Annotated in this window: 23 protein-coding genes; 17 read left to right on the top strand and 6 right to left on the bottom strand. The window is 70.7% G+C overall.

What is annotated here, in order from left to right:
• Window positions 1-111: 111 nt before the first annotated feature.
• Window positions 112-888, bottom strand: coding sequence for a tRNA-uridine aminocarboxypropyltransferase (locus RMP09_RS20750; protein ID WP_310567870.1), 777 nt, complete (start codon window positions 886-888; stop codon window positions 112-114).
• A 107-nt stretch (window positions 889-995) separates the two neighbouring features.
• Here RMP09_RS20750 and RMP09_RS20745 point away from each other — a divergent pair, with 107 nt between their 5' ends.
• The 8 genes from RMP09_RS20745 (at window position 996) to RMP09_RS20710 (ending at window position 6,178) form a co-directional block, all read left to right on the top strand.
• Complete coding sequence (locus RMP09_RS20745; RefSeq protein ID WP_310567869.1) at window positions 996-2,141, top strand: geranylgeranyl reductase family protein; 1,146 nt, start codon at window positions 996-998, stop codon at window positions 2,139-2,141.
• Window positions 2,142-2,165: 24 nt separating this feature from the next.
• Window positions 2,166-3,338, top strand: a complete 1,173-nt coding sequence (locus RMP09_RS20740) for a Gfo/Idh/MocA family oxidoreductase (RefSeq protein ID WP_310567868.1) — start codon at window positions 2,166-2,168, stop codon at window positions 3,336-3,338.
• A gap of 104 nt (window positions 3,339-3,442) precedes the next feature.
• Window positions 3,443-4,072, top strand: a complete 630-nt coding sequence (locus RMP09_RS20735; RefSeq protein ID WP_310567867.1) for a DUF938 domain-containing protein — start codon at window positions 3,443-3,445, stop codon at window positions 4,070-4,072.
• A gap of 68 nt (window positions 4,073-4,140) precedes the next feature.
• Window positions 4,141-4,626 carry a YeeE/YedE thiosulfate transporter family protein gene (locus tag RMP09_RS20730; protein WP_310567866.1) on the top strand — a complete coding sequence of 162 codons (486 nt, stop codon included), beginning with the start codon at window positions 4,141-4,143 and terminating at the stop codon, window positions 4,624-4,626.
• On the top strand, window positions 4,623-5,054 hold the full coding sequence (locus tag RMP09_RS20725; protein WP_310567865.1) for a DUF6691 family protein: 432 nt from the start codon (window positions 4,623-4,625) through the stop codon (window positions 5,052-5,054). The genes RMP09_RS20730 and RMP09_RS20725 overlap by 4 nt, the downstream gene beginning before the upstream one ends.
• 27 nt (window positions 5,055-5,081) lie before the next feature.
• Window positions 5,082-5,660, top strand: coding sequence for a thioredoxin domain-containing protein (locus RMP09_RS20720; protein WP_310567864.1), 579 nt, complete (start codon window positions 5,082-5,084; stop codon window positions 5,658-5,660).
• Between the two features lie 73 nt (window positions 5,661-5,733).
• Window positions 5,734-5,880, top strand: a complete 147-nt coding sequence (locus tag RMP09_RS20715) for a hypothetical protein (protein ID WP_310567863.1) — start codon at window positions 5,734-5,736, stop codon at window positions 5,878-5,880.
• A 16-nt stretch (window positions 5,881-5,896) separates the two neighbouring features.
• Window positions 5,897-6,178 (top strand): DUF427 domain-containing protein, encoded by a 282-nt coding sequence (locus RMP09_RS20710; RefSeq protein WP_310567862.1) that lies wholly within the window; start codon window positions 5,897-5,899, stop codon window positions 6,176-6,178.
• Between the two features lie 24 nt (window positions 6,179-6,202).
• Here the strand turns inward: RMP09_RS20710 and RMP09_RS20705 are convergent, their stop codons facing one another.
• Window positions 6,203-6,604: a carboxymuconolactone decarboxylase family protein gene (locus tag RMP09_RS20705; protein WP_310567861.1), complete on the bottom strand. Its 402-nt coding sequence runs from the start codon at window positions 6,602-6,604 to the stop codon at window positions 6,203-6,205.
• A 44-nt stretch (window positions 6,605-6,648) separates the two neighbouring features.
• Window positions 6,649-7,632 (bottom strand): ribosome biogenesis GTPase YlqF, encoded by a 984-nt coding sequence (gene ylqF / locus RMP09_RS20700; protein ID WP_310567860.1) that lies wholly within the window; start codon window positions 7,630-7,632, stop codon window positions 6,649-6,651.
• A 106-nt stretch (window positions 7,633-7,738) separates the two neighbouring features.
• Between ylqF and RMP09_RS20695 the strand changes: the two genes are divergently transcribed.
• Both RMP09_RS20695 and RMP09_RS20690 read left to right on the top strand, forming a co-directional pair.
• On the top strand, window positions 7,739-8,209 hold the full coding sequence (locus RMP09_RS20695; protein WP_310567859.1) for an SRPBCC family protein: 471 nt from the start codon (window positions 7,739-7,741) through the stop codon (window positions 8,207-8,209).
• A gap of 19 nt (window positions 8,210-8,228) precedes the next feature.
• Window positions 8,229-8,855 carry a class I SAM-dependent methyltransferase gene (locus RMP09_RS20690; RefSeq protein ID WP_310567858.1) on the top strand — a complete coding sequence of 209 codons (627 nt, stop codon included), beginning with the start codon at window positions 8,229-8,231 and terminating at the stop codon, window positions 8,853-8,855.
• A gap of 33 nt (window positions 8,856-8,888) precedes the next feature.
• Here the strand turns inward: RMP09_RS20690 and RMP09_RS20685 are convergent, their stop codons facing one another.
• Window positions 8,889-9,788, bottom strand: coding sequence for a DUF2892 domain-containing protein (locus RMP09_RS20685; protein ID WP_310567857.1), 900 nt, complete (start codon window positions 9,786-9,788; stop codon window positions 8,889-8,891).
• A 419-nt stretch (window positions 9,789-10,207) separates the two neighbouring features.
• On the opposite strand from RMP09_RS20685, the gene RMP09_RS20680 reads away from it, so the two are divergent.
• Complete coding sequence (locus RMP09_RS20680) at window positions 10,208-10,504, top strand: 2Fe-2S iron-sulfur cluster binding domain-containing protein (protein WP_310567856.1); 297 nt, start codon at window positions 10,208-10,210, stop codon at window positions 10,502-10,504.
• 282 nt (window positions 10,505-10,786) lie between these two features.
• On the opposite strand, the gene gshA is transcribed toward RMP09_RS20680, so the two are convergent.
• Together gshA and RMP09_RS20670 are read right to left on the bottom strand one after the other, a co-directional pair.
• Entirely contained in the window at window positions 10,787-12,367 is a 1,581-nt protein-coding gene (gshA, locus tag RMP09_RS20675) for a glutamate--cysteine ligase (RefSeq protein WP_310567855.1), read from the bottom strand.
• Window positions 12,368-12,398: 31 nt separating this feature from the next.
• On the bottom strand, window positions 12,399-13,454 hold the full coding sequence (locus tag RMP09_RS20670; RefSeq protein ID WP_310567854.1) for a tRNA-dihydrouridine synthase: 1,056 nt from the start codon (window positions 13,452-13,454) through the stop codon (window positions 12,399-12,401).
• Between the two features lie 209 nt (window positions 13,455-13,663).
• Between RMP09_RS20670 and RMP09_RS20665 the strand changes: the two genes are divergently transcribed.
• The 6 genes from RMP09_RS20665 to bktB all read left to right on the top strand — a co-directional run bounded on the left by RMP09_RS20665 (window position 13,664) and on the right by bktB (window position 18,260).
• On the top strand, window positions 13,664-14,146 hold the full coding sequence (locus tag RMP09_RS20665) for a FecR family protein (protein ID WP_310567853.1): 483 nt from the start codon (window positions 13,664-13,666) through the stop codon (window positions 14,144-14,146).
• Complete coding sequence (locus RMP09_RS20660) at window positions 14,143-14,733, top strand: OmpA family protein (RefSeq protein WP_310567852.1); 591 nt, start codon at window positions 14,143-14,145, stop codon at window positions 14,731-14,733. Before RMP09_RS20665 ends, RMP09_RS20660 begins: the two co-directional genes overlap by 4 nt.
• A gap of 14 nt (window positions 14,734-14,747) precedes the next feature.
• On the top strand, window positions 14,748-15,233 hold the full coding sequence (locus RMP09_RS20655; protein ID WP_310567851.1) for a HugZ family protein: 486 nt from the start codon (window positions 14,748-14,750) through the stop codon (window positions 15,231-15,233).
• Window positions 15,230-15,943, top strand: a complete 714-nt coding sequence (locus RMP09_RS20650) for an RluA family pseudouridine synthase (RefSeq protein ID WP_409559767.1) — start codon at window positions 15,230-15,232, stop codon at window positions 15,941-15,943. Before RMP09_RS20655 ends, RMP09_RS20650 begins: the two co-directional genes overlap by 4 nt.
• Before the next feature lie 38 nt (window positions 15,944-15,981).
• Complete coding sequence (locus RMP09_RS20645) at window positions 15,982-16,761, top strand: SDR family NAD(P)-dependent oxidoreductase (RefSeq protein ID WP_310567850.1); 780 nt, start codon at window positions 15,982-15,984, stop codon at window positions 16,759-16,761.
• Window positions 16,762-17,075: 314 nt separating this feature from the next.
• A complete protein-coding gene (gene bktB / locus RMP09_RS20640; RefSeq protein ID WP_310567849.1) occupies window positions 17,076-18,260 on the top strand; it encodes a beta-ketothiolase BktB in 1,185 nt (394 codons plus the stop codon).
• The last annotated feature ends 90 nt before the right edge of the window (window positions 18,261-18,350 follow it).

The following is an 18,350-nucleotide window of genomic DNA, read 5'->3' as shown; positions in this document are numbered from 1 at the left end:
GCCGGCAAGGCGCAAAGCACAGCCGTAGCTCCGGCTACGGCGCGCATTTGCAACGCCGCAGGCGGCGTTTTGGGGCGCCAAGGCGGGCATGACCGATTTCCTCTCAGCCTCTCAGCCCGCCAGCACGCCGTACAGGCGCTGGTGCACCGGGCTGTCCAGCGGCACGGGCTGCTGCCGGCGCATGCTCAGGTAGTGGGCGCTGAAGACGTCGAACCAGGCGTCCAGCGCGTCGGCCGCGCGCACGTCGCCCGCCTGCGCCAGGCACAGCGCGGCCACTTCGGCGGTGCAGAAGTGGTGGTCCTGCGCCGAGCGGCGCAGCCTGTAACGCGAGGCGGTTTCGGGGTGCAGGCCCAGCACCGGGAACAGGTCCAGATAAGGGCTCTTGCGGAACATCTTGCGCGCCTCGCTCCAGGTGCCGTCGAGCAGGATGAACAGCGGGCGCTTGCCCGTGGCATCGCCTGTGGCGGCAGCGGGGGGCAACACCTCGGCCACGGCGCGACCGGGCTTCGCGTATTCGGGCGGGAACACCACGCAGGGCGCCCATTGCGGATCGGCCAGCAGGGCGAGCAGGTCGGGCTCGACCTCGGTGCGCGACCACTGGAAGGCCCAGGTGTCGGGCACCACGTCGGCGATCAGCCAGCCGGTGTTGCTGGGTTTGAGGGTTTCGATGTCGCCCATGAGCAGGCACACGCCGGCGTGGGTGGGCACCTGCGGGCGCAGCGCGCAGATGCACAGGTGCGTGGCCAGGCGGCAGCGCGGACAGCGCTGGGCGTTGGCCCCGCGCGCGACAAAGGGTTTGCTGCTGGCGGCCAGGCGGGTGGCGCGCAGGCGAGACACGGCGTGCTCGTGGCCGGCGTGTGCCGGCGGTGTGGCGGGGGTCAGGGGCATGCGGCGACTGTAAGCGCTGTGCCCGGCCGGGCGGCCGGGCACAGCGGCGGGGCGGTACAGTGCTGGCGCGCTCACCGAGCTTCCCCTGAACACAACCCGATCCTCACATGCATTTCACAGCCCTGGTGCTGGGCGGCGGCCCCGCCGGTTCGGCCGCCGCCGCGACGCTGGCGCAGGCCGGCGTGCGCACCGCCGTGGTCGACCGCGCCCACTTCCCGCGCCACAAGCTGTGCGGCGGCCTGCTGACACTGCGCAGCCAGCGCCAGTACGAAACCATCTTCGGCGACGGCTGGGGCGACAGCTTCGAGGTGCAGCGCCACGGCATGCGGCTGATGCACAGCCACCAGCTGCTCAACGCGGTCCAGAGCGAGCACCCGCTGTGCTTCACGCAGCGCCGGCATTTCGACCACCTGCTGCTGCAGCGCGCGCAGGCACGCGGCGCACAGGCGCTGCTGGGCGACGGCGTGCAGGGCATCGACCTGGATCGCAAGACCTGCACGCTGCGCTCGGGCGCGGTGATCGGCTACGACCACCTGATCGGCTGCGATGGCGTCAACAGCGTGGCGGCCAAGGCGCTGTTCGGCCGCTGCTTCGACCCCCACGGCATCGGCTTCGCGCTGGAAACGGACATCCCGCGCGAGGCGGTGTCGCGCCGCGTGGACGACCCCGAAATCCACTTCGGCGAGGTGCGCTGGGGCTACGCCTGGATCTTCCCCAAGCGCGAGACCCTCACCATTGGCCTGGGCGGGCTGATGCGCCGCAACGGCGACATGCGCCCGCTGCTGCAGGACTTCGTGCACCGCAGCACCGGCCTGCGCGGGGGCTACCGCATCCAGGGCCACCACATCCCGTTTGGCGACGCGCGCGCCACGCCGGGGCGCGGCCCGGTGCTGCTGGCCGGTGACGCCGCCGGCCTGGTGGACCCGATCACCGGCGAGGGCATCGCGTTCGCCATGGAAAGCGGACACCTGGCGGCGCAGGCCATCATCGGCGCCCTGCAAGGGGGCGAAGCCGCCCTGCCCCGCTACACCCGCAGCCTGCGGCCCGCGCTGCGCGCCATCGGCCACGGCAAGGCGCTGCGCCACCTGTTCTTTCCGCAGGCCATGGAAGGCCTGTTCCGCCGCGCCATCCCCGGCTCGACCACGCTGACCCGGCTGCACATGGACCTGCTGGCCGGCGCCATCGAATACCCCGCCTACACGCGCCGCGTCGCGCAGCGCCTGCTGCCCGGCCTGCTGCGGCTGGTACGCTGAACCCCACTTTGACAGGCAGACGCCATGAACACACCCCACCCCAACCCCGTCATCGCCCACCTGGGCCGCCGTCTGCGCCTGGCCGTCATCGGCGGTGGGCCGGGTTCCTTCATCGGCCCGCAGCACCGCCAGGCCGCGCGCATCGACGACCGGTTCGAGATCGTGGCCGGCGCGCTGTCGTCCGACCCGCAGGCCTCGGTGGCCGCCGGCATCGCTCTCGGCCTGGACCCGCAGCGCTGCTACCCCGACGCCACGGCCCTGCTGGCGGCCGAAGCCGCGCGGCCGGACGGCGTTGACGCGGTGGCCATCATGACGCCCAACCACCTGCACTTTCCGCAGGCCATGGCGGCGCTGGAGCACGGCCTGGACGTGATCTGCGACAAGCCCATGACCAACACCCTGGCCGAGGCCGAGGCGCTGCGCGAGCGGGTGCAGGCCACCGGCCGCGTGTTCTGCCTGACACACAACTACAGCGGCTACCCGCTGGTGCGCCAGGCGCGTGCCATGGTGGCGGCCGGCGAGCTGGGCGAGATCCGCCTGGTGCAGGTCGAGTACGTGCAGGGCGGTCGCGCCAAGCCCGGCCCCGGCCGCACCGCCTGGAAGAGCGACCCGGCGCGCGGCGGCGCCTCGCTGGTGCTGGGCGACATCGGCACCCACGCGCACCAGCTGCTGCGCTACATCACCGGGCTGGAGGTGGCCGAGGTGGCGGCCGACGTGGGCTGCGCCGTGCCCGAGCGCACCGCGCACGACGTGGCCGGCGCCCTGCTGCGCATGGGCAATGGCGCGCGCGGCAGCTTCTGGGTGACACAGGCCGCGGCCGGCATGGAAAACGGCCTGCGCATCCGCGTCAGCGGCGCGCTGGGCACGCTGGAATGGGCACAGGAACACCCGCAGCAACTGCACTTCAAGCCGCTGGACGCGCCGGCGCAGATCCGCACGCCGCGCGGGCCGGGCAGCCTGCCGCTGGCCTTGCGCGCCTCGCGCATCGCGGCCGGCCACCCCGAGGGCTACCACGAAGCCCTGGCCAACCTCTACACCGACGCAGCCGAGGCCATGGCCGCCCGCCGCAGCGGCCAGCCGGTGGACCCGCTGGCGCTGCACTTCCCGACCGAACACGACGGCTGGATGGGCGTGCGGTTTGTGGACGCGGTGCTGCGGTCGAGCCAGGCTGGCGGGGCCTGGACGCGCGCCAGCTGAACAGCCCCCGCCCCGGTGGGCCGCCCCCCTCACACGAGGGAAAGGCCGGGTGGTCGGGGCGTTGAAACGGTGCTCAAATGCGGCCAAACCCGCCCGCCACCCCCATGAGCGCACTGCCCGAAAGCCCCGCCGCCGAACGCAACAAGCAGCCCATCCTGGAGCAGTTGCAGCGCCTGCTGCCGCCCCAGGGCCGCCTGCTGGAACTGGCCTCGGGCACCGGTCAGCACGCGGCCTGGTTCGCCGCCGGCCTGCCGGGCTGGCGCTGGCAGCCCACCGAAGCCAACAGCGCAGCGCTGCCCACCATCGCGGCCTGGGTGCAGCGCGCGGGCGTGGGCAATGTGCGCCCGCCCTGCCGGCTGGACGTGGCCCAGGCCACCTGGCCCAGCGACGACGAATCCCTGGCCCGCGACTTCGAGCAGCCGTTCGACGCCATCTTCTGCGCCAACCTGCTGCACATCGCGCCGTGGAGCCTGTGCCAGCCGCTCATGAACGGGGCGCGCCGGCACCTGGCGCCCGACGGCCTGCTGCTGCTGTACGGTCCGTTCCTCGAAGGCGATGTGCCCACCGCGCCGAGCAACCACGAGTTCGACGCCAGCCTGCGCCGGCAACACCCGGCCTGGGGCATCCGCCAGCGCGAGGCGGTTGAACGCTGCGCGCAGGATGCCGGGCTGCGGCTGCGCCAGCGCATTCCCATGCCGTCGAACAACCTGCTGCTGGTGTTCAAGCGGGCCTGACCCCGGCCAGCGCGGCTGCGGCTGCGGCTGCGGCTGCGGCTGCGGCTGCGGCGGGATAATCCCCCGCCATGGACGCATCCTTCACTTCCCTCTCGCTCTTTCCCCTGGGCTGGCAGCACTACCTGCTGGGCGGCCTGTGCATCGGCGCCGGCGTGGCGCTGCTGTTTGTGTGCACCGGCCTGGTCGGCGGCATGAGCTCGGTGTTCTCGTCCACCTGGTCGTACCTGCTGCGCGCGCCCTACTTCCAGCAGGCGCGCTACACCGACACGCGCGGCTGGCGTCTGGTGTACGCGGCCGGCCTGATCGCGGGGGCGCTGGTCTGGTGGCTGGGCTTTTCCGACGGCACGCCGCAGCACACCGAGGTGCCCGTGTGGGCGCTGGTGGTCGGTGGTTTCTTCGTGGGTTACGGCGCACGGCTGGGCAATGGCTGCACCTCGGGCCACGGCATCTGCGGCCTGGGTTCGCTGCAATGGCCCTCGCTGCTGGCGGTGCTGACCTTCATGGCCACCGCCTTCATCACCGCCAATCTGGTGGCGTTCTGGGGGCTGGCATGAGCGCGTCTTTCAAGATGACACCCGCCGTGGCGCTGGTGGTGCTGGCCAGCGGCGCCCTGTTCGGCTTCGGCCTCTCGCTCTCGACCATGGTGCAACCCGAGGTGGTGTTGAGCTTCCTGCGCTTTGCGGACTGGGGCCTGATGCTGGTGATGGGCGGCGCCGTGGTGGTGACGCTGATCGCCTACCAGCTGGCACCGCGCGTGCTCGGCCGCCCGCTGCTGGGCGGCTATTTCCACCAGCACGTGAGCGCGTGGAACCGCGACACCGTGCTCGGCGCGGCGCTGTTCGGCATCGGCTGGGGCCTGTGCGGCGTCTGCCCCGGCCCCGCCATTGCGGGCCTGGGCACCGGCAACACCGACCTGCTGTGGGCGCTGGGTGGCATCGCCGCGGGCGCCCTGGCCCAGGGCCTGCGCGCCGGCCGCGGCTGAACCTTCACACACGAACGACACGACACCATGCTGCAACGCCGACACCTCACCCTGGGCCTGCTGGCCAGCACCGCCGCGCTGGCGCTGGCCGCCTGTGGCCAGGCCACGGACAGCACCAAAAAGGCCCCGATCACGCCCGACCAGTCCATGGCCACCCTGGCCGCCGAAGGCAAGGGCTTCACCGTGGGCGCCAGCACGGCGGCGCGCACGGTCTATGTGCTGTTCGATCCGCAGTGCCCGCATTGCGCCCACCTCTGGCTGGCGGCCGAGCCGCTGCTGGCCAAGGCGCGGTTTGTCTGGATGCCGGTGGCCTTCATCAGCGCCAAGAGCCTGCCGCAGGGCGCGGCATTGCTGCAAGCGGCCCAACCGCAAGAGGCCATGAGCGCACACGAACACTCGCTGCTGGGCGGCGGAGGCGGCATCGGCGCACCGTCGGACATCCCGGCCGAGCTGGAGGCCGCCATCAAGACCAACACCCTCCTGCTCGACCGCCTGGGCGCGGAGTCGGTGCCCTTCATCGTGGCGCGGTCGGCCAGCGGACAGCCGGTGCTGCAGGCCGGAGCCATGGACACGGCGGCCCTGGCGGCGTTGCTGGGCCTTCAATAAACCGGCGCCGCACGTTTACCATTCCCCCAGGCGCCGCGTGTCGCGGTGCCCCCCACCACCAACGGAGATCCCCATGGGCAAGGAACAGCGCAACGAAAAGATGAACAAGAAGCCGAAGAAGGACACCTCGGCGCCCAAGGGTCCGGTGTCGTCGGACCGCCCCATGGCGCCGACCACGTCGGTGATCCCGCGCGGCAAGGACAAAGACAAGTTCAAGTGAGCCGGCGGCCCACACGATGAAAGCCACCTGGAACGGCGCCGTGGTCGCCGAGAGCGACGACACGGTGCTGGTGGAAGGCAACCACTACTTCCCCGAAAGCGCGCTCAACCGCGCCTACGTGACCTTCAGCAATCACCGCACCACCTGCCCCTGGAAGGGCGAGGCGAAGTACCTGTCGCTGCTGGTCAACGGCGAACTCAACGCCGACGCGGCCTGGTATTACCCGGACCCGAAACCCGAGGCGGACAACATCCGCGGCCGGGTGGCGTTCTGGAAGGGCGTGAAGATCGAGGGCTGAGCCCTCCCTTGACCGGCCGCGCGCTCAGCTGCGGTCGAACACCGGGTCCACCGGCACCTGCAACGCGGTCGCCAGCTGGTTGGTCTTGGCCGCCAGCGCCACGATGGACAGCAGCTCGGCGTGCTGCTCGCGCGTCATGCCCTTGGCCGTGGCCGCCGCCGTGTGCGAATGCACGCAGTAGCTGCAGCCGTTGATGATGGACGCCGTGATGTAGACCATCTCCTTGGTCAGCGGGTCCAGGCTCGACGGTGTCGCCATCACCCGCTTGACCTCGGCCCAGGTCTGCTCCAGCAGCGCCGGGTCGAAGGCCAGGTAGCGCCACATGTTGTTGATGAAGTCGGTCTGGCGCGTGGCGCGGATGTCGTCGAACACCGCCTGGACGCGCGGATCGGCTTCGGGGTGTGCGGGCGGGGTGATGGTGGACATGGCGGTGGTGTGCAGCAGGATCGGCGGAGCGTTCAGCGGGACATTCAACGGGATTTGCGCGGCGCCTTGCGCTGATCCACCTTGGGTTTGCGTTCGGGCCGGATGTGGCCTTCTTCGCGCAGCTTGTTCTTGCGCGCGGCGCGGTCGGCGTCGGCCTTGAGGCCGGCCTTGAGCCAGCGGCCAAACTGCTCGGGCGTTTCCAGCGTGATGCGGCCCAGGTGCAGGCTGCGGAAGTCGGCGATCACCAGCTCGGCGGCCTTCTGGGTGTTGATGCGGCCGCCGCTGGCCAGCGCGCCGCGCTGGCGGCCGATGTGTTCGAGCAGCGTGTCTTCGGGCGTCTGCAACAGCGCTTCGGGCGTGAGGCCGAACTTGTAGCGCGCCTCCATCAAGGCCGGGTAGTGCTCCTTGAGGTGGGCGAGCAGTTCGTAGGCCACCTCTTCCTCGTCGTAGGCGTTCTTGCCCACCGCGCCGCTGGCGGCGAGGTTGAAACCGCTTTCGGGCACCACGATGCGTGGCCACAACATGCCGGGCGTGTCGTAGAGGTAGAAGTCGTCGGCCAGGGCGATGCGCGATTCGGTGCGTGTCACGCCGGCCTCGTCACCCGTCTTGGCGGCGCGCTTGCCCTTGAGGGTGTTGATGAGCGTGGACTTGCCCACGTTGGGGATGCCGCAGATCAGCACGCGCATGGGCTTGACCATGCCGCCGCGCTTGGGCGCAAGGGCAAAACACGCGTCGATGAGGGCGCGCGCCGGCGCGGTGTCGCTCGCGTCCAGCGCGATGGCCCGCGTGTTGGGCTGGGCGTTGTAGTGCTCCAGCCAGAGCGCGGTGCGCACCGGGTCGGCCATGTCCTGCTTGTTGAGCACCTTGAGCGTGGGCCGCCCGCTGGTGAGTTCGGCCATCAGCGGGTTGGCGCTGCTGCCGGGCAGGCGGGCGTCGAGCATCTCGATCACCACGTCGATCTCTTTCACGCGCTCGCCGATGGCCTTGCGCGTGAGGTGCATGTGCCCGGGAAACCACTGGATGCTCATTCGGCTGTTCTTTCTGGATGGCGCTGTTTAGGGTCGGCGCTCTGACGACCGGCTGTGGCTGCGTGCCACAATGAATTTTCAACCCCATCCACACGCGAGGAGACACATGGCCATCACCGTGAAGATCGATCTGGGCTACGAATTCGAAGTCAAGGCCAAGGCGGCCGAGGTGTTCGAGCTGCTGTCGGACGTGCCGACATCGGTGGGCCATTTTCCCAAAGTCGAGCAGCTGGTCGACATGGGCGACGGCGTCTACCGCTGGGAGATGGAAAAAGTGGGCACGGCGCAGGTCAACATCCAGACCGTGTACGCCAGCAAGTATGTGTCAGACAAGGCCAAGGGCACGGTGAAATGGACGCCGGTCAAGGGCGTGGGCAATGCCCAGGTCGGTGGCAGCTGGAAGATCGTGGACAACAAGAAGTCCACCGCCATCACCCTGGCCATCCAGGGCGAGGTGGAGGTGCCCCTGCCCGGCCTGATGAAGATGGTCGTGGTGCCCGTGGTGCAGGGCGAGTTCGAGAAACTGGTCGAGAAGTACATCGACAACCTGATCAAGCGCTTCGGCGGCGAGGTCTGAGCCCGGGCTCCCGCACCGCATGCGCTGGCGCCCCTGGCAGGACGGTCTCTTCCCCTGCGCGCTGGACATCGCGTGCGGCCTGCCCATGGTCACGCGCATGCGGCAGCGGGTGGTGCCCCTGGCCCACGGCCGCGTGCTGGAGGTGGGCATCGGCACCGGCCTGAACCTGGCGCATTACGACAAGGCGCGGGTGCAGCACATCACCGGGCTGGACCCGGGGGTGGAGTTCCAGCCCCGCGCGCGCCGGCGCATCGCGGCCGCCGGCCTGCCGGTGGACCTGCTGGGCCTGTCGGCCGAACGCATCCCGGCCGCCGACGCGAGCTTCGATTCGGTGGTGATCACCTACTCGCTGTGCACCATCCCCGACCCGCTGGCCGCGCTGCGCGAGATGCGCCGCGTGCTCCAGCCCGGCGGTGAGCTGCTGTTCTGTGAACACGGCCGCGCGCCCGATGCGGGCGTGGCGCGCTGGCAGGACCGGATTCAACCGCTGTGGGGCCCGCTGGCCGGCGGTTGCCACCTCAACCGCGACATCCCGGCCCTGCTGCAGGCCGCCGGCTTTGCCTGCCCTGCCCTGCACACCGGCTACCTGCCCGGCCCGCGGCCCTGGACCTACCACTGCTGGGGCCAGGCCCGGGCCGCCGACTGACCGGCGACACCCGCTGACCGGCCGCGCCCGGCGTCAACCGCGCTGCAGGTACACCTTCACAAAGCTGCTCTTGAGTGCTTCGGCGCGCGCGGGCAAGGCATCGGCCTGCCCGTCCTGCGCGGCCTTGAGCAGGCCATCGAGGTTCTGGCGGATGGCCTGGATGTCGGCGTCGCCGGCCTCGGCTTCCACCGCCTGCATCTTGGCGTTCACCTGCGGGTACAGCGCCTGCAGGCGCGCGGTGTCGCGGGCGTTGCCGGCGTCGAGCATCAGCTCCATGGCGTCGTGAAAGTCCACCAGCGCCACCGACAGCAGCGACAAACCGTTGCGCTTGAAGATCTGGTTGAACACCGGGCGCACGCCTTCGAGCGCCAGGTGCGCCTGCTGCAGGTCGCCGCTGCGCACCTGCTCGCCCACGCCCTGCAGCATGGCGTCCACCCGGGTCAGATCGGCCGGCAGCAGACCGTCGCCACGCAGCACCCAGGGCTGCCACGCGCTGTAGCGTTCGCGGAAGGCGGCGTAGGCCGGCAGCAGGCGGTCGTAATGGGCCACGGCCTGCTCGCGCTGCGCTTTGCCGGTGAGGAACAGCGTCTGCTTGTACTCGTGGTTCATGGCGTTGAAGTCGGCCAGAAAAACCTTGCGCGTGAAGAACACGCTGGCGTAGCTGCCGCCCACCGCCGCCGCCAGCAGCACCAGCGCGGCCAGCACCGCCCAGCGCCGGGCCGGTGTGGCCGGCGCGCCGGGCACCTCGCGGACCTGCCGCCCCAGCAGGCGGTAGACCGGGCAGGCGTTGAGCAGCGCCGTGGTCAGCAGCAGGCCGGCCACCGCGTAGGCCAGCAGCTGGCCCAGGCCACCGAGCCAGAACACCGCAGCCAGCAGGGCCACGATGCCCAGCAGGCCACGGAAAAAACGGTCCCATCCATTCAAACGGTTCATGCGGTCTCTCCAGTCACAAGCTTCACCCGGCACGATACCCCCCGCTGCTGACGGCGCCTTAAGGCAAACGCGGTGCAACCCCCCCTTGAAAAGCAGGCCGCGAGGGCCTCGCCCCGTGCTGTGTGTTTATCCCGTCTGGCACTGGACAAGCCTGTGCATAACCCAGGGCAAACCCTGTACGGCGCGCGCAAGTGCTTGCGGCCCTAGGGAGCGCAACGATCTGCCTGCAAAACAGGCAGTGGAGCAGCAGAAGTTGTCCACTTGTCCAGCCAAAGCTTGGACAAGCTTGTGCATAAGTTTCGGCAAGCTCTGTAAGAGTCACGCAACCCATTGATTCATATGAGTCTTCTTCAGATTGCCCAACAAACAGGCAGTCGCACAAGGGTGGACGGCAGGCCCGACGGGTTAGCATCGGCGCCATGAACGATCCACAAGCGGCCGAGGCTCACCGCCTGCACCTGGGCGCCACGGGCGAGACCCTGGCCGCCCCGGCCGACGCCAGCCTGCTGCAGACCCTGCTGCGCGCCGGCCAGGCCTGGCCGGCGTCGTGCCGCAACGGCAGCTGCCGCGCCTGCATCGGCCAGCTGGCCGCGGGCACGGTGCGCTACAGCGTGGAATGGCCCGGCCTGCTGCCGGAAGAAAAGGCCCGCGGCTGCGTGCTGCCCTGCGTGGCCTACCCGACCAGCGACGTGGTGCTCACGCCGCTGGTGGATTGAGGCTGAAGCGGGGGCCGCCCAAGGCGCAGCAGCCACTGGGGCGAGCGGGGGTCAACGAAGGTTGTGCGCCAGACGAGCTGCGTGTGCTCCCTGGCCCGCTGGGCTGCGGCCGCGTCGAAACGCGCCGTGGTGTCGTGGTGGAAGCCGCGCGGGATGGGCGCCCGCGTTGCACACGGGCCAGGCGGCGCGGGCTCGGATGTTCCCTGGTGCGCTGCTGGGGTCTGTTCACACCCTGAAAGACCGCCGCTGAAACGCGCTGCACACGCGCGGCGGGCGCGGGTATCAGGGTGTGACGGCTGTCTGCGCCACCGCGCCAGCGGCGACCGGCGCGTGCGGCTTGCCCAGGCGCGCGGGCGAGACGTATTCCTGCCGGTAGATCTCGAACGGCAGGCTGTCGGCCGCCTCGATGGCCTGCTGGTCGCGCACCGATTGCCCGGACATCGCTTCGTAGCGCGCCTGCTGCTCAGCCGCCCAGGGCAGGCCCGCCAGATGCTGGTGGGTCTGCAGCGACTGGTGGCGCACGAAGCCCACGAACGAATCGCTGTGCTGCTGTCGGACGGCGGCAAGCACGCGGGCCGAAGGCAGCGTTTCGGGCGCCTGCAGCGCGGCGCGGGCCTGGGCCACGGCGTCGCGGTGCGCCTGCCCGCCGTTCTGCGCGTCCAGCGCGTCGGCGATGGGCGCGAGCTGTTCGATGATCTCCAGCCCCCAGGCCTGCAGGCCCACGCGCTGGCCACCGCGGCTGAGCATCAGGCCGGGTTCGCGCCCGCGGGCGGCCGTCAGGCGCTGGTTGTTGGCCAGTTCGTGGATCTCGTCGGGCGTGTCGGGCGGGCTGTCGCTGAGCAGGCAGTGCAGCAGGAACACATCGAGGAAGCGCAGCGTGGCCGCGTCGATGCCGATGGGTTCGAAGGGGTTGAGGTCCATCAGGCGGACCTCGATGTACTCGACGCCGCGCTCGCGCAGCGCGTGCAGCGGGCGCTCGCCCGGGAAGATCACGCGCTTGGGGCGGATGGTGCCGTAGAACTCGTTCTCGATCTGGAGCAGCGTGGTGGCCAGCTGGTTGTAGTCGCCGCCGGGGTTGCGGATGCCCAGCGTTTCGTAGGCCGGCCAGGGGCGGGTGAGCGCGTCGTGCAGCGAAGCGGCGTAGCCTTCGAGGCCGTTGTAGCTCACGTCCAGCGTGGCCTGGGCTTCGCTCTGGTAACCCAGGCTGCCCATGCGCAGGCTGGTGCCGTGCGGCATGTGCAGCGTGCCGCCGCCGCCCAGCGGCTGCAGTTCGTGCTGGCGGCCTTCGACGAAGGAGGAACACAGCGCCGGCGAGGCGCCGAACAGCGTGAGCAGCAGAAAGGCGTGGCGGCGGAAGTTGCGGATCAGCGCGAAATACCCGTCGTTGTCCACGCCGGGCAGCGACCAGTTGTAATGAATGCCGCTGATGGTCTGCATGCGCCGGCCGTAGCGGTGGCCCAGGCCCATGCGGTAGACGCTCTTGGCGCGGCCAACGTTGCTGTTGCCGTACACGCCCAGCGGGATGGTCTCGTCGGTGGGCAGGCCGCAGGGCATGCTGGAGGCCCACATCATTTCGTCGCCCACGGCCTGCAGGCTGCGCACCGTGAACTGGTGCACCTCGCGCAGTTCGGCCAGACAGCTCTCGACGCTGGCGTGCACGCCGGTGATGAGTTCGAGCTGCGACTCGGAATAGTCGGTGGTGATGTGCGGGTGCGTGAGCGCGCTGCCCAGGGCCGCCGGGTGCGGCGTGAGGGCGAGCTTGCCGTCGGGCAGGGCGCGCAGGCTTTCCTTTTCCAGGCCGCGCCGCATGCCCCGCAGGCGCTCGGGGCTCAGGCTCTCCAGTCGCTGTTGCAGGGTCTTCATGGCTGTGGTCTTTCTGGAACGGGGCCGGACCTTAACACGCCACCTCAAACTCCGCCGGCGGCGCGGACATGGGGTTCTGTGGCAGGCAATGCAGGCCCGAGGGTCTGTCCAACGCATCGACTTCCCCCGGCAAGCGGTGCGGCCGCGGCGCGTGCACCGCCAGCCAGGCCTCGATGTGGGCCGGGTCGTTGGACACCCGCAATTCGTCGAACGCGGCCTGCGCCTCGGGGTAGGTCTTGCGCAGGTAATTGAGCCACTGCTTGAGCCGGCCGGCGCGGTGGCGCCGTTCCACCCGGCGGCACACGCGTCGCCAGAACAGCTGGAGCAGGGGCAGCATGTCCGGCCAGGGCGCACCCCCGGGCTGCCCCTGGATCGCCAGCCCCAGGCCGGGGTCGGTCACCAGGCCGCGGCCGATCATGATCGCGTCGCAGCCGGTCACGGCGCGGCAGCGCTGCGCCTGCTCCACGGTCCAGATCTCACCGTTGGCCACCACCCGCATGACCCCGGCCGGCAGCACCTGCCGCACCTCGGCGATGCGTTCCCAGTAGGCCGGCGGCCGGTAGCCGTGGGCCTTGGTGCGCGCATGGATCACCAGTTCGTCGGCCCCCGCGGCAGCGATGGCCAGCGCGCAGTCCTCGGCCACGCCGTCGTCGTGAAAACCCAGCCGCATCTTGGCCGACACCGGCAGGTGGGCCGGCACGGCGCGGCGCACGGCGCCGACGATGCGGCCGATCAGTTCCGGCTCGTCCAGCAGCACGGCGCCGCCGCGGCTGGCGTTCACCGTCTTGGCCGGGCAGCCGAAGTTCAGGTCCACGCCAAACGGGCTCAGGCCGGCCAGGCGGGCCGCGTTCTCGGCCAGGCAGGCCGGGTCGGAGCCCAGCAACTGCGGCCGCACCGGCACGCCGGCCAAGGTGCGCCCGCCGTTGAGCAGTTCGGGCACGACGCGGGTGAAGGCGCGTTCGGGCAGCAGGGTGTTGGTGATGCGGATGAACTCGCTCACGCAGCGGTCCACCCCGCCCGCGCGCGTGAGCACGTCGCGCAGGGTCGCGTCCAGCAGGCCTTCCATGGGCGCGAGCAACAGGGTCATGGGATGGAGGGGGGAGTAGGCGATCGCCGGCGGCGCATCGCAGCAAGAACAACGTGACGAGCCTCGCATTTTAGGGTCCGACCTGGGGGCAACGGCTTGCTACGCGCGGCGCGGCTCCGGTACCATCGGCCGCCTTCTGAAGCCTTTTGAGTTCTTTTGCGTCACATCCCGGGCCCCTGCCCGGGAGCGACCGCCCTGCCGGAGCCCCCATGCGACTGCCCCCTACCCTGCACCTGTTGATGGCGCTGCTGCTGGCCGCGCCCCTGAGCCATGCGCAGACCGCTGCGCCCGCCGAAGCGCCCCGCGCCGGCACCTTCAAGCAGGTGCAGGGCGAAGCCTGGGTCGGTAGCGCCGGCACCCCCGCCACCCAGCGCCGCGCGCCCCAGCCCGGTGACGGCCTGCGCGAGAGCGAGCGCGTGAGCACCGGTGCCAGCGGCGCCGCGACCATCGTGCTCAAGGACGGCACGGCGCTGACCGTGGGCCCCAACAGCACGGTGGACCTCAGCCGCTTCCAGTTCGACTCGACCACGCAGAAGGGCAACTTCCTGCTCGACCTGCTGCAGGGTTCGGTGCGTGTGGTCACCGGCCTGCTGGCCAAGGTCAACCCCGAACTGTTCAAGGTGCAGACGCCCACCTCGGTGGTGGGCGTGCGCGGCACCGATTTCATTGTCGAAACCGAGGCCGCCCGATGACCCGCCCGCTGTTCACCCTTCTGGCGCTGAGCGCGCTGCTGGCCGCCTGCGCCCCCACCACCCGCGTGACCCTGCTGCCGCAGGCCGATGGCAGCGCCAGCGGCGTGGTGGTCAGCACCCGCGAGGGCCAGCAACTGCTGACCCAGCCCTACCAGGTGGCCGAGGTCGCGCGCAGCGGCAGCATCGGCACCGCCACCACCAGCGCCGACCAGTTGCGCCAGAGCTACCCGCAGCTGCTGTCGCAGCGCCCGCCCTCGCCCGAGAAGTTCGTGCTGGAGTTCGAACCCGGCAGCTCGCAGCTCACGGCCGACTCGCAGGCGCGGCTGGCCGACATCGTGGCCCGCGCCCAGGCGCGCGCTGGCGGCGAGATCGTGGTCACCGGCCACACCGACCGCCAGGGCTCGCTCGAAGCCAACGACAAACTCTCGCTGGAGCGGGCCCAGTCCATCCGCGCCCTGCTGATCGAACGCGGCTTCAAGGCCGCGCTGATCGACGCCGTGGGCCGCGGCGAACGCGAACCCGCGGTGCCGACCGACGACGAAGTGGCCGAGCCGCGCAACCGCCGCGCCGAGCTGCTGGTGCGCTGAGCCACCGCCGGCCCATGGCCCACGAAGCCCGCCTGACCACCGCGCTGCGCGAACTGATCGGCTCTCAGCGCGTGGCGGCCCTGGGCACGCTGGGCGAGGACGGCGCGCCCTTCGTGTCCATGGTGCCGTTCGCGGTCGATCCGCTGGACCGCAGCCTGGTCATCCACATCAGCGGCCTGGCCGCCCACACGCACAACCTGCAGCGCACGCCACGCGCCTCGCTGCTGATCTGCCAGGCCGAGGTGGCCGGCCAGCCGGTGCACGCCCTGCCCCGCGCGACGCTGGACGTGCAGGCCAGCGAGGCCCGCGACGAAGCCGACGCACAGGCCTGCCGCGCCGCCTACCTGGCGCGCTTCCCCGAAGCCGAGCCCATGACCACACTGGGCGACTTCCGCTTCGTGCGCCTGCGCCCACAGGGCGCGCGCCAGGTGGCGGGCTTCGGCGCGGCACGCAGCCTCGACACGGCCGAGCTGCTGCAGGCGCTGGGCACGGCACCGTGAGCGCGGCGCCCAGCCACAGCCCCCAGCCCCCCGGCCCGCAAGCCACGCGCGTGGCGGTGCCCAGCGGGCTGAGCGTGCTGCACGCCGACGACGCTCTGCTGGTGTTCGACAAACCCGCCGGCCTGCTGGCCGTGCCCGGCCGCGGCCCCGACAAGCAGGACTGCCTGAGCGCCCGCGCCCAGGCCGCCTACCCTGATGCGCTGGTCGTGCACCGGCTGGACATGGCGACCTCGGGCGTCGTCGTCATGGCGCGCGGCATCGAAGCACAGCGCCACCTGAGCCAGTGCTTTGAAAAACGCCGCACCCACAAGCGCTACGAAGCCGTGGTGGCCGGTGAACTGGTCAACCCCCTGCCCGACAACGGCTGGAACAGCATCGACCTGCCGCTGATCCTGGACTGGCTGGCGCGCCCGCGCAGCATCGTCAGCCACGAGATCGGCAAACCCAGCCTGACGCACTGGCGCCTGGCCGACGCGCCGCCGCCCGGCCCCGGCATGACGCGGCTGGACCTGCACCCGGTCACCGGCCGCTCGCACCAGCTGCGCGTGCACCTGCAGGCCATCGGCCACCCCATCGTGGGCGACCCGCTGTACGCCAGCCCCGAACAGGAAGCCCTGGCCGACCGCCTGCTGCTGCACGCGCGCCGCCTGGACATCGAGCACCCCGTCACGGGTGCGATGATGCGTTTTGAAGCCCCCTGCCCGTTCTGATCCCCTCGAACCTGCCCATCGATTCGACACCGCACACCATGAGCCTTGCCGCCCAACACCTCACCGTTCTCACCGGCGCCTCGCGCGGCATGGGCCTGGCCATGGCCCGCCACCTGCTCACGCCCGACCGCATCCTGCTGTGCATCTCGCGCCGCACCACGCCCGAGCTGGAAGAACTCGCCCGCCTGCGCGGGGCCACGCTGGTGCAGTGGTCCATGGACCTGAGCCAGCCCAGCCAGGTGGCCGTGCGGCTGGACGCCTGGCTGGACGCGCAGCCCACCGCCGACATCGCCAGCGCCACCCTGATCAACAACGCCGGCATGATCCCGCGCATCGGCCCCATCGACCAGTGTCCGGGCAACGAACTGGAAGACGCCCTGCGCGTGGGCCTGGAAGCGCCCATGCAGCTGACCGCGGCCTTCCTGCGCGCCACCGGCCACTGGATCACCGCCGGCTGGCGCGGCCCGCGCAAGGTGCTCAACATCTCCAGCGGCCTGGGTCGCCATGCCATGGCCGCCCAGGCGCCGTACTGCGCGGCCAAGGCCGGTCTGGACCACTTCACCCGCTGCAGCGCGCTGGACGAGGCCCAGCGCGAGCACGGCGCCAGGCTCGTGTCGCTGGCGCCGGGCGTGATCGACACCGAGATGCAGGAGCAGCTGCGCGGCGGAGACCCGGCCGCCTTCCCCGACCGCGAGCGCTTTGTCGACCTGCAACGCCAGGGCCAGCTCACCAGCCCCGAAGAAGCCGCCGCCCGCGTGCTGGGCTGGCTGCAGCGCCCCGATTTCGGCGACCAGCCGGTGGCCGACGTGAGGGAATAGAAGTCCCCCCCTGCGCCGCTGCGCGCGCCTTGCAGGCCGCAGCATCGTCAGAGCCGATGCTCCCTCGGGCTGTCCAAGCCTGCGCAGGCAGGCTCGGAGCCGCGGCCCTCGGCCCCCCTGGGGGACCACGCCTGTGGCCCGGCGAAGCCGGTTCCACGGCGTGTGCTGGAAAAACGGGGTCAGATTCCAATTTCCACCCCACCCGAACAACCACCGCGCCTGTCCTGCGCTTGACTCGGCACAAGGCCGATGTAAGCCGGCCGGACTTACCATGCACGGTTGATCCCCACACCCCACCCAACGAGGAGCATTCCATGAGCCGTGAAGTCGTGATCGTCAGCGCTGTCCGTACCGCCATCGGTACCTTTGGCGGCAGTCTCAAGGACAGCCCGCCCACCGAACTGGGTGCGCTGGTCGTGCGCGAAGCCCTGGCCCGCGCCAACACCACCGGTCAGGACGTGGGCCACGTCGTGTTCGGCCACGTGGTCAACACCGAGCCGAAAGACATGTACCTCTCGCGCGTCGCCGCCATCAACGGCGGCTGCGCAGAAGGCACGCCGGCATTCAACGTCAACCGCCTGTGCGGCTCGGGCCTGCAGGCCATCGTGTCGGCCTCGCAGTCCATCCTGCTGGGCGACACCGACATCGCCATCGGCGGCGGTGCCGAGTGCATGAGCCGCGCGCCGTTTGCCAGCCTGAACATGCGCTGGGGCGCCCGCATGGGCGACACCAAGATGGTGGACATGATGATCGGCGCACTGCACGACCCCTTCCACAACATCCACATGGGCGTGACGGCCGAGAATGTGGCCGCCAAATACGGCATCACCCGCGAGATGCAGGACGCGCTGGCGGTGGAAAGCCACAACCGCGCCGAACGTGCCACGACCGAAGGCCGCTTCAAAGACCAGATCGTGCCCGTCATGCTCAAGAGCAAGAAGGGCGACGTGGCCTGGGCCACCGACGAGCACTTCCGCGCCGGCTGCAAGCCCGAAGACATGGCCAAGCTCAAGCCAGTGTTCATCAAGGAAAACGGCACCGTCACGGCCGGCAACGCCTCGGGCATCAACGACGCCGCCGCCGCGGTGGTGCTGATGGATGCCCAGACCGCGCAGGCCCGCGGTGCCAAGCCCCTGGCCCGTCTGGTCGGCTACGCCCACACCGGGCTGGACCCCAAGCTCATGGGCGCGGGCCCGATCTCGGCCACGCAGGCCGTGCTCAAGAAAACCGGCCTGTCGGTCAACGACCTGGACGTGATCGAAGCCAACGAAGCCTTCGCCGCCCAGGCCTGCGCCGTGACCAAAGAGCTGGGCCTGGACCCGGCCAAGGTCAACCCCAACGGCTCGGGCATTTCGCTGGGCCACCCGATCGGCGCCACCGGCGCGCTGATCACCGTGAAGGCGCTGTACGAGCTGCAACGCGTCAACGGTCGTTATGCCCTCGTCACGATGTGCATCGGCGGCGGCCAGGGCATCGCGGCGATTTTTGAGCGGCTGTAAGCCGCCCCCCGCGGGCAAATGACGCCCCCCGCACCGCTTCGCGTCACCCCCCCGGGGGGGCGATGCGAGTGGCCCGGCAAAGCCGGTTCC

This window comes from Hydrogenophaga sp., assembly GCF_031426985.1.
In the GTDB taxonomy this organism is placed as follows: domain Bacteria; phylum Pseudomonadota; class Gammaproteobacteria; order Burkholderiales; family Burkholderiaceae_C; genus Hydrogenophaga.
This window is presented reverse-complemented; position numbering and strand designations above follow the sequence as displayed.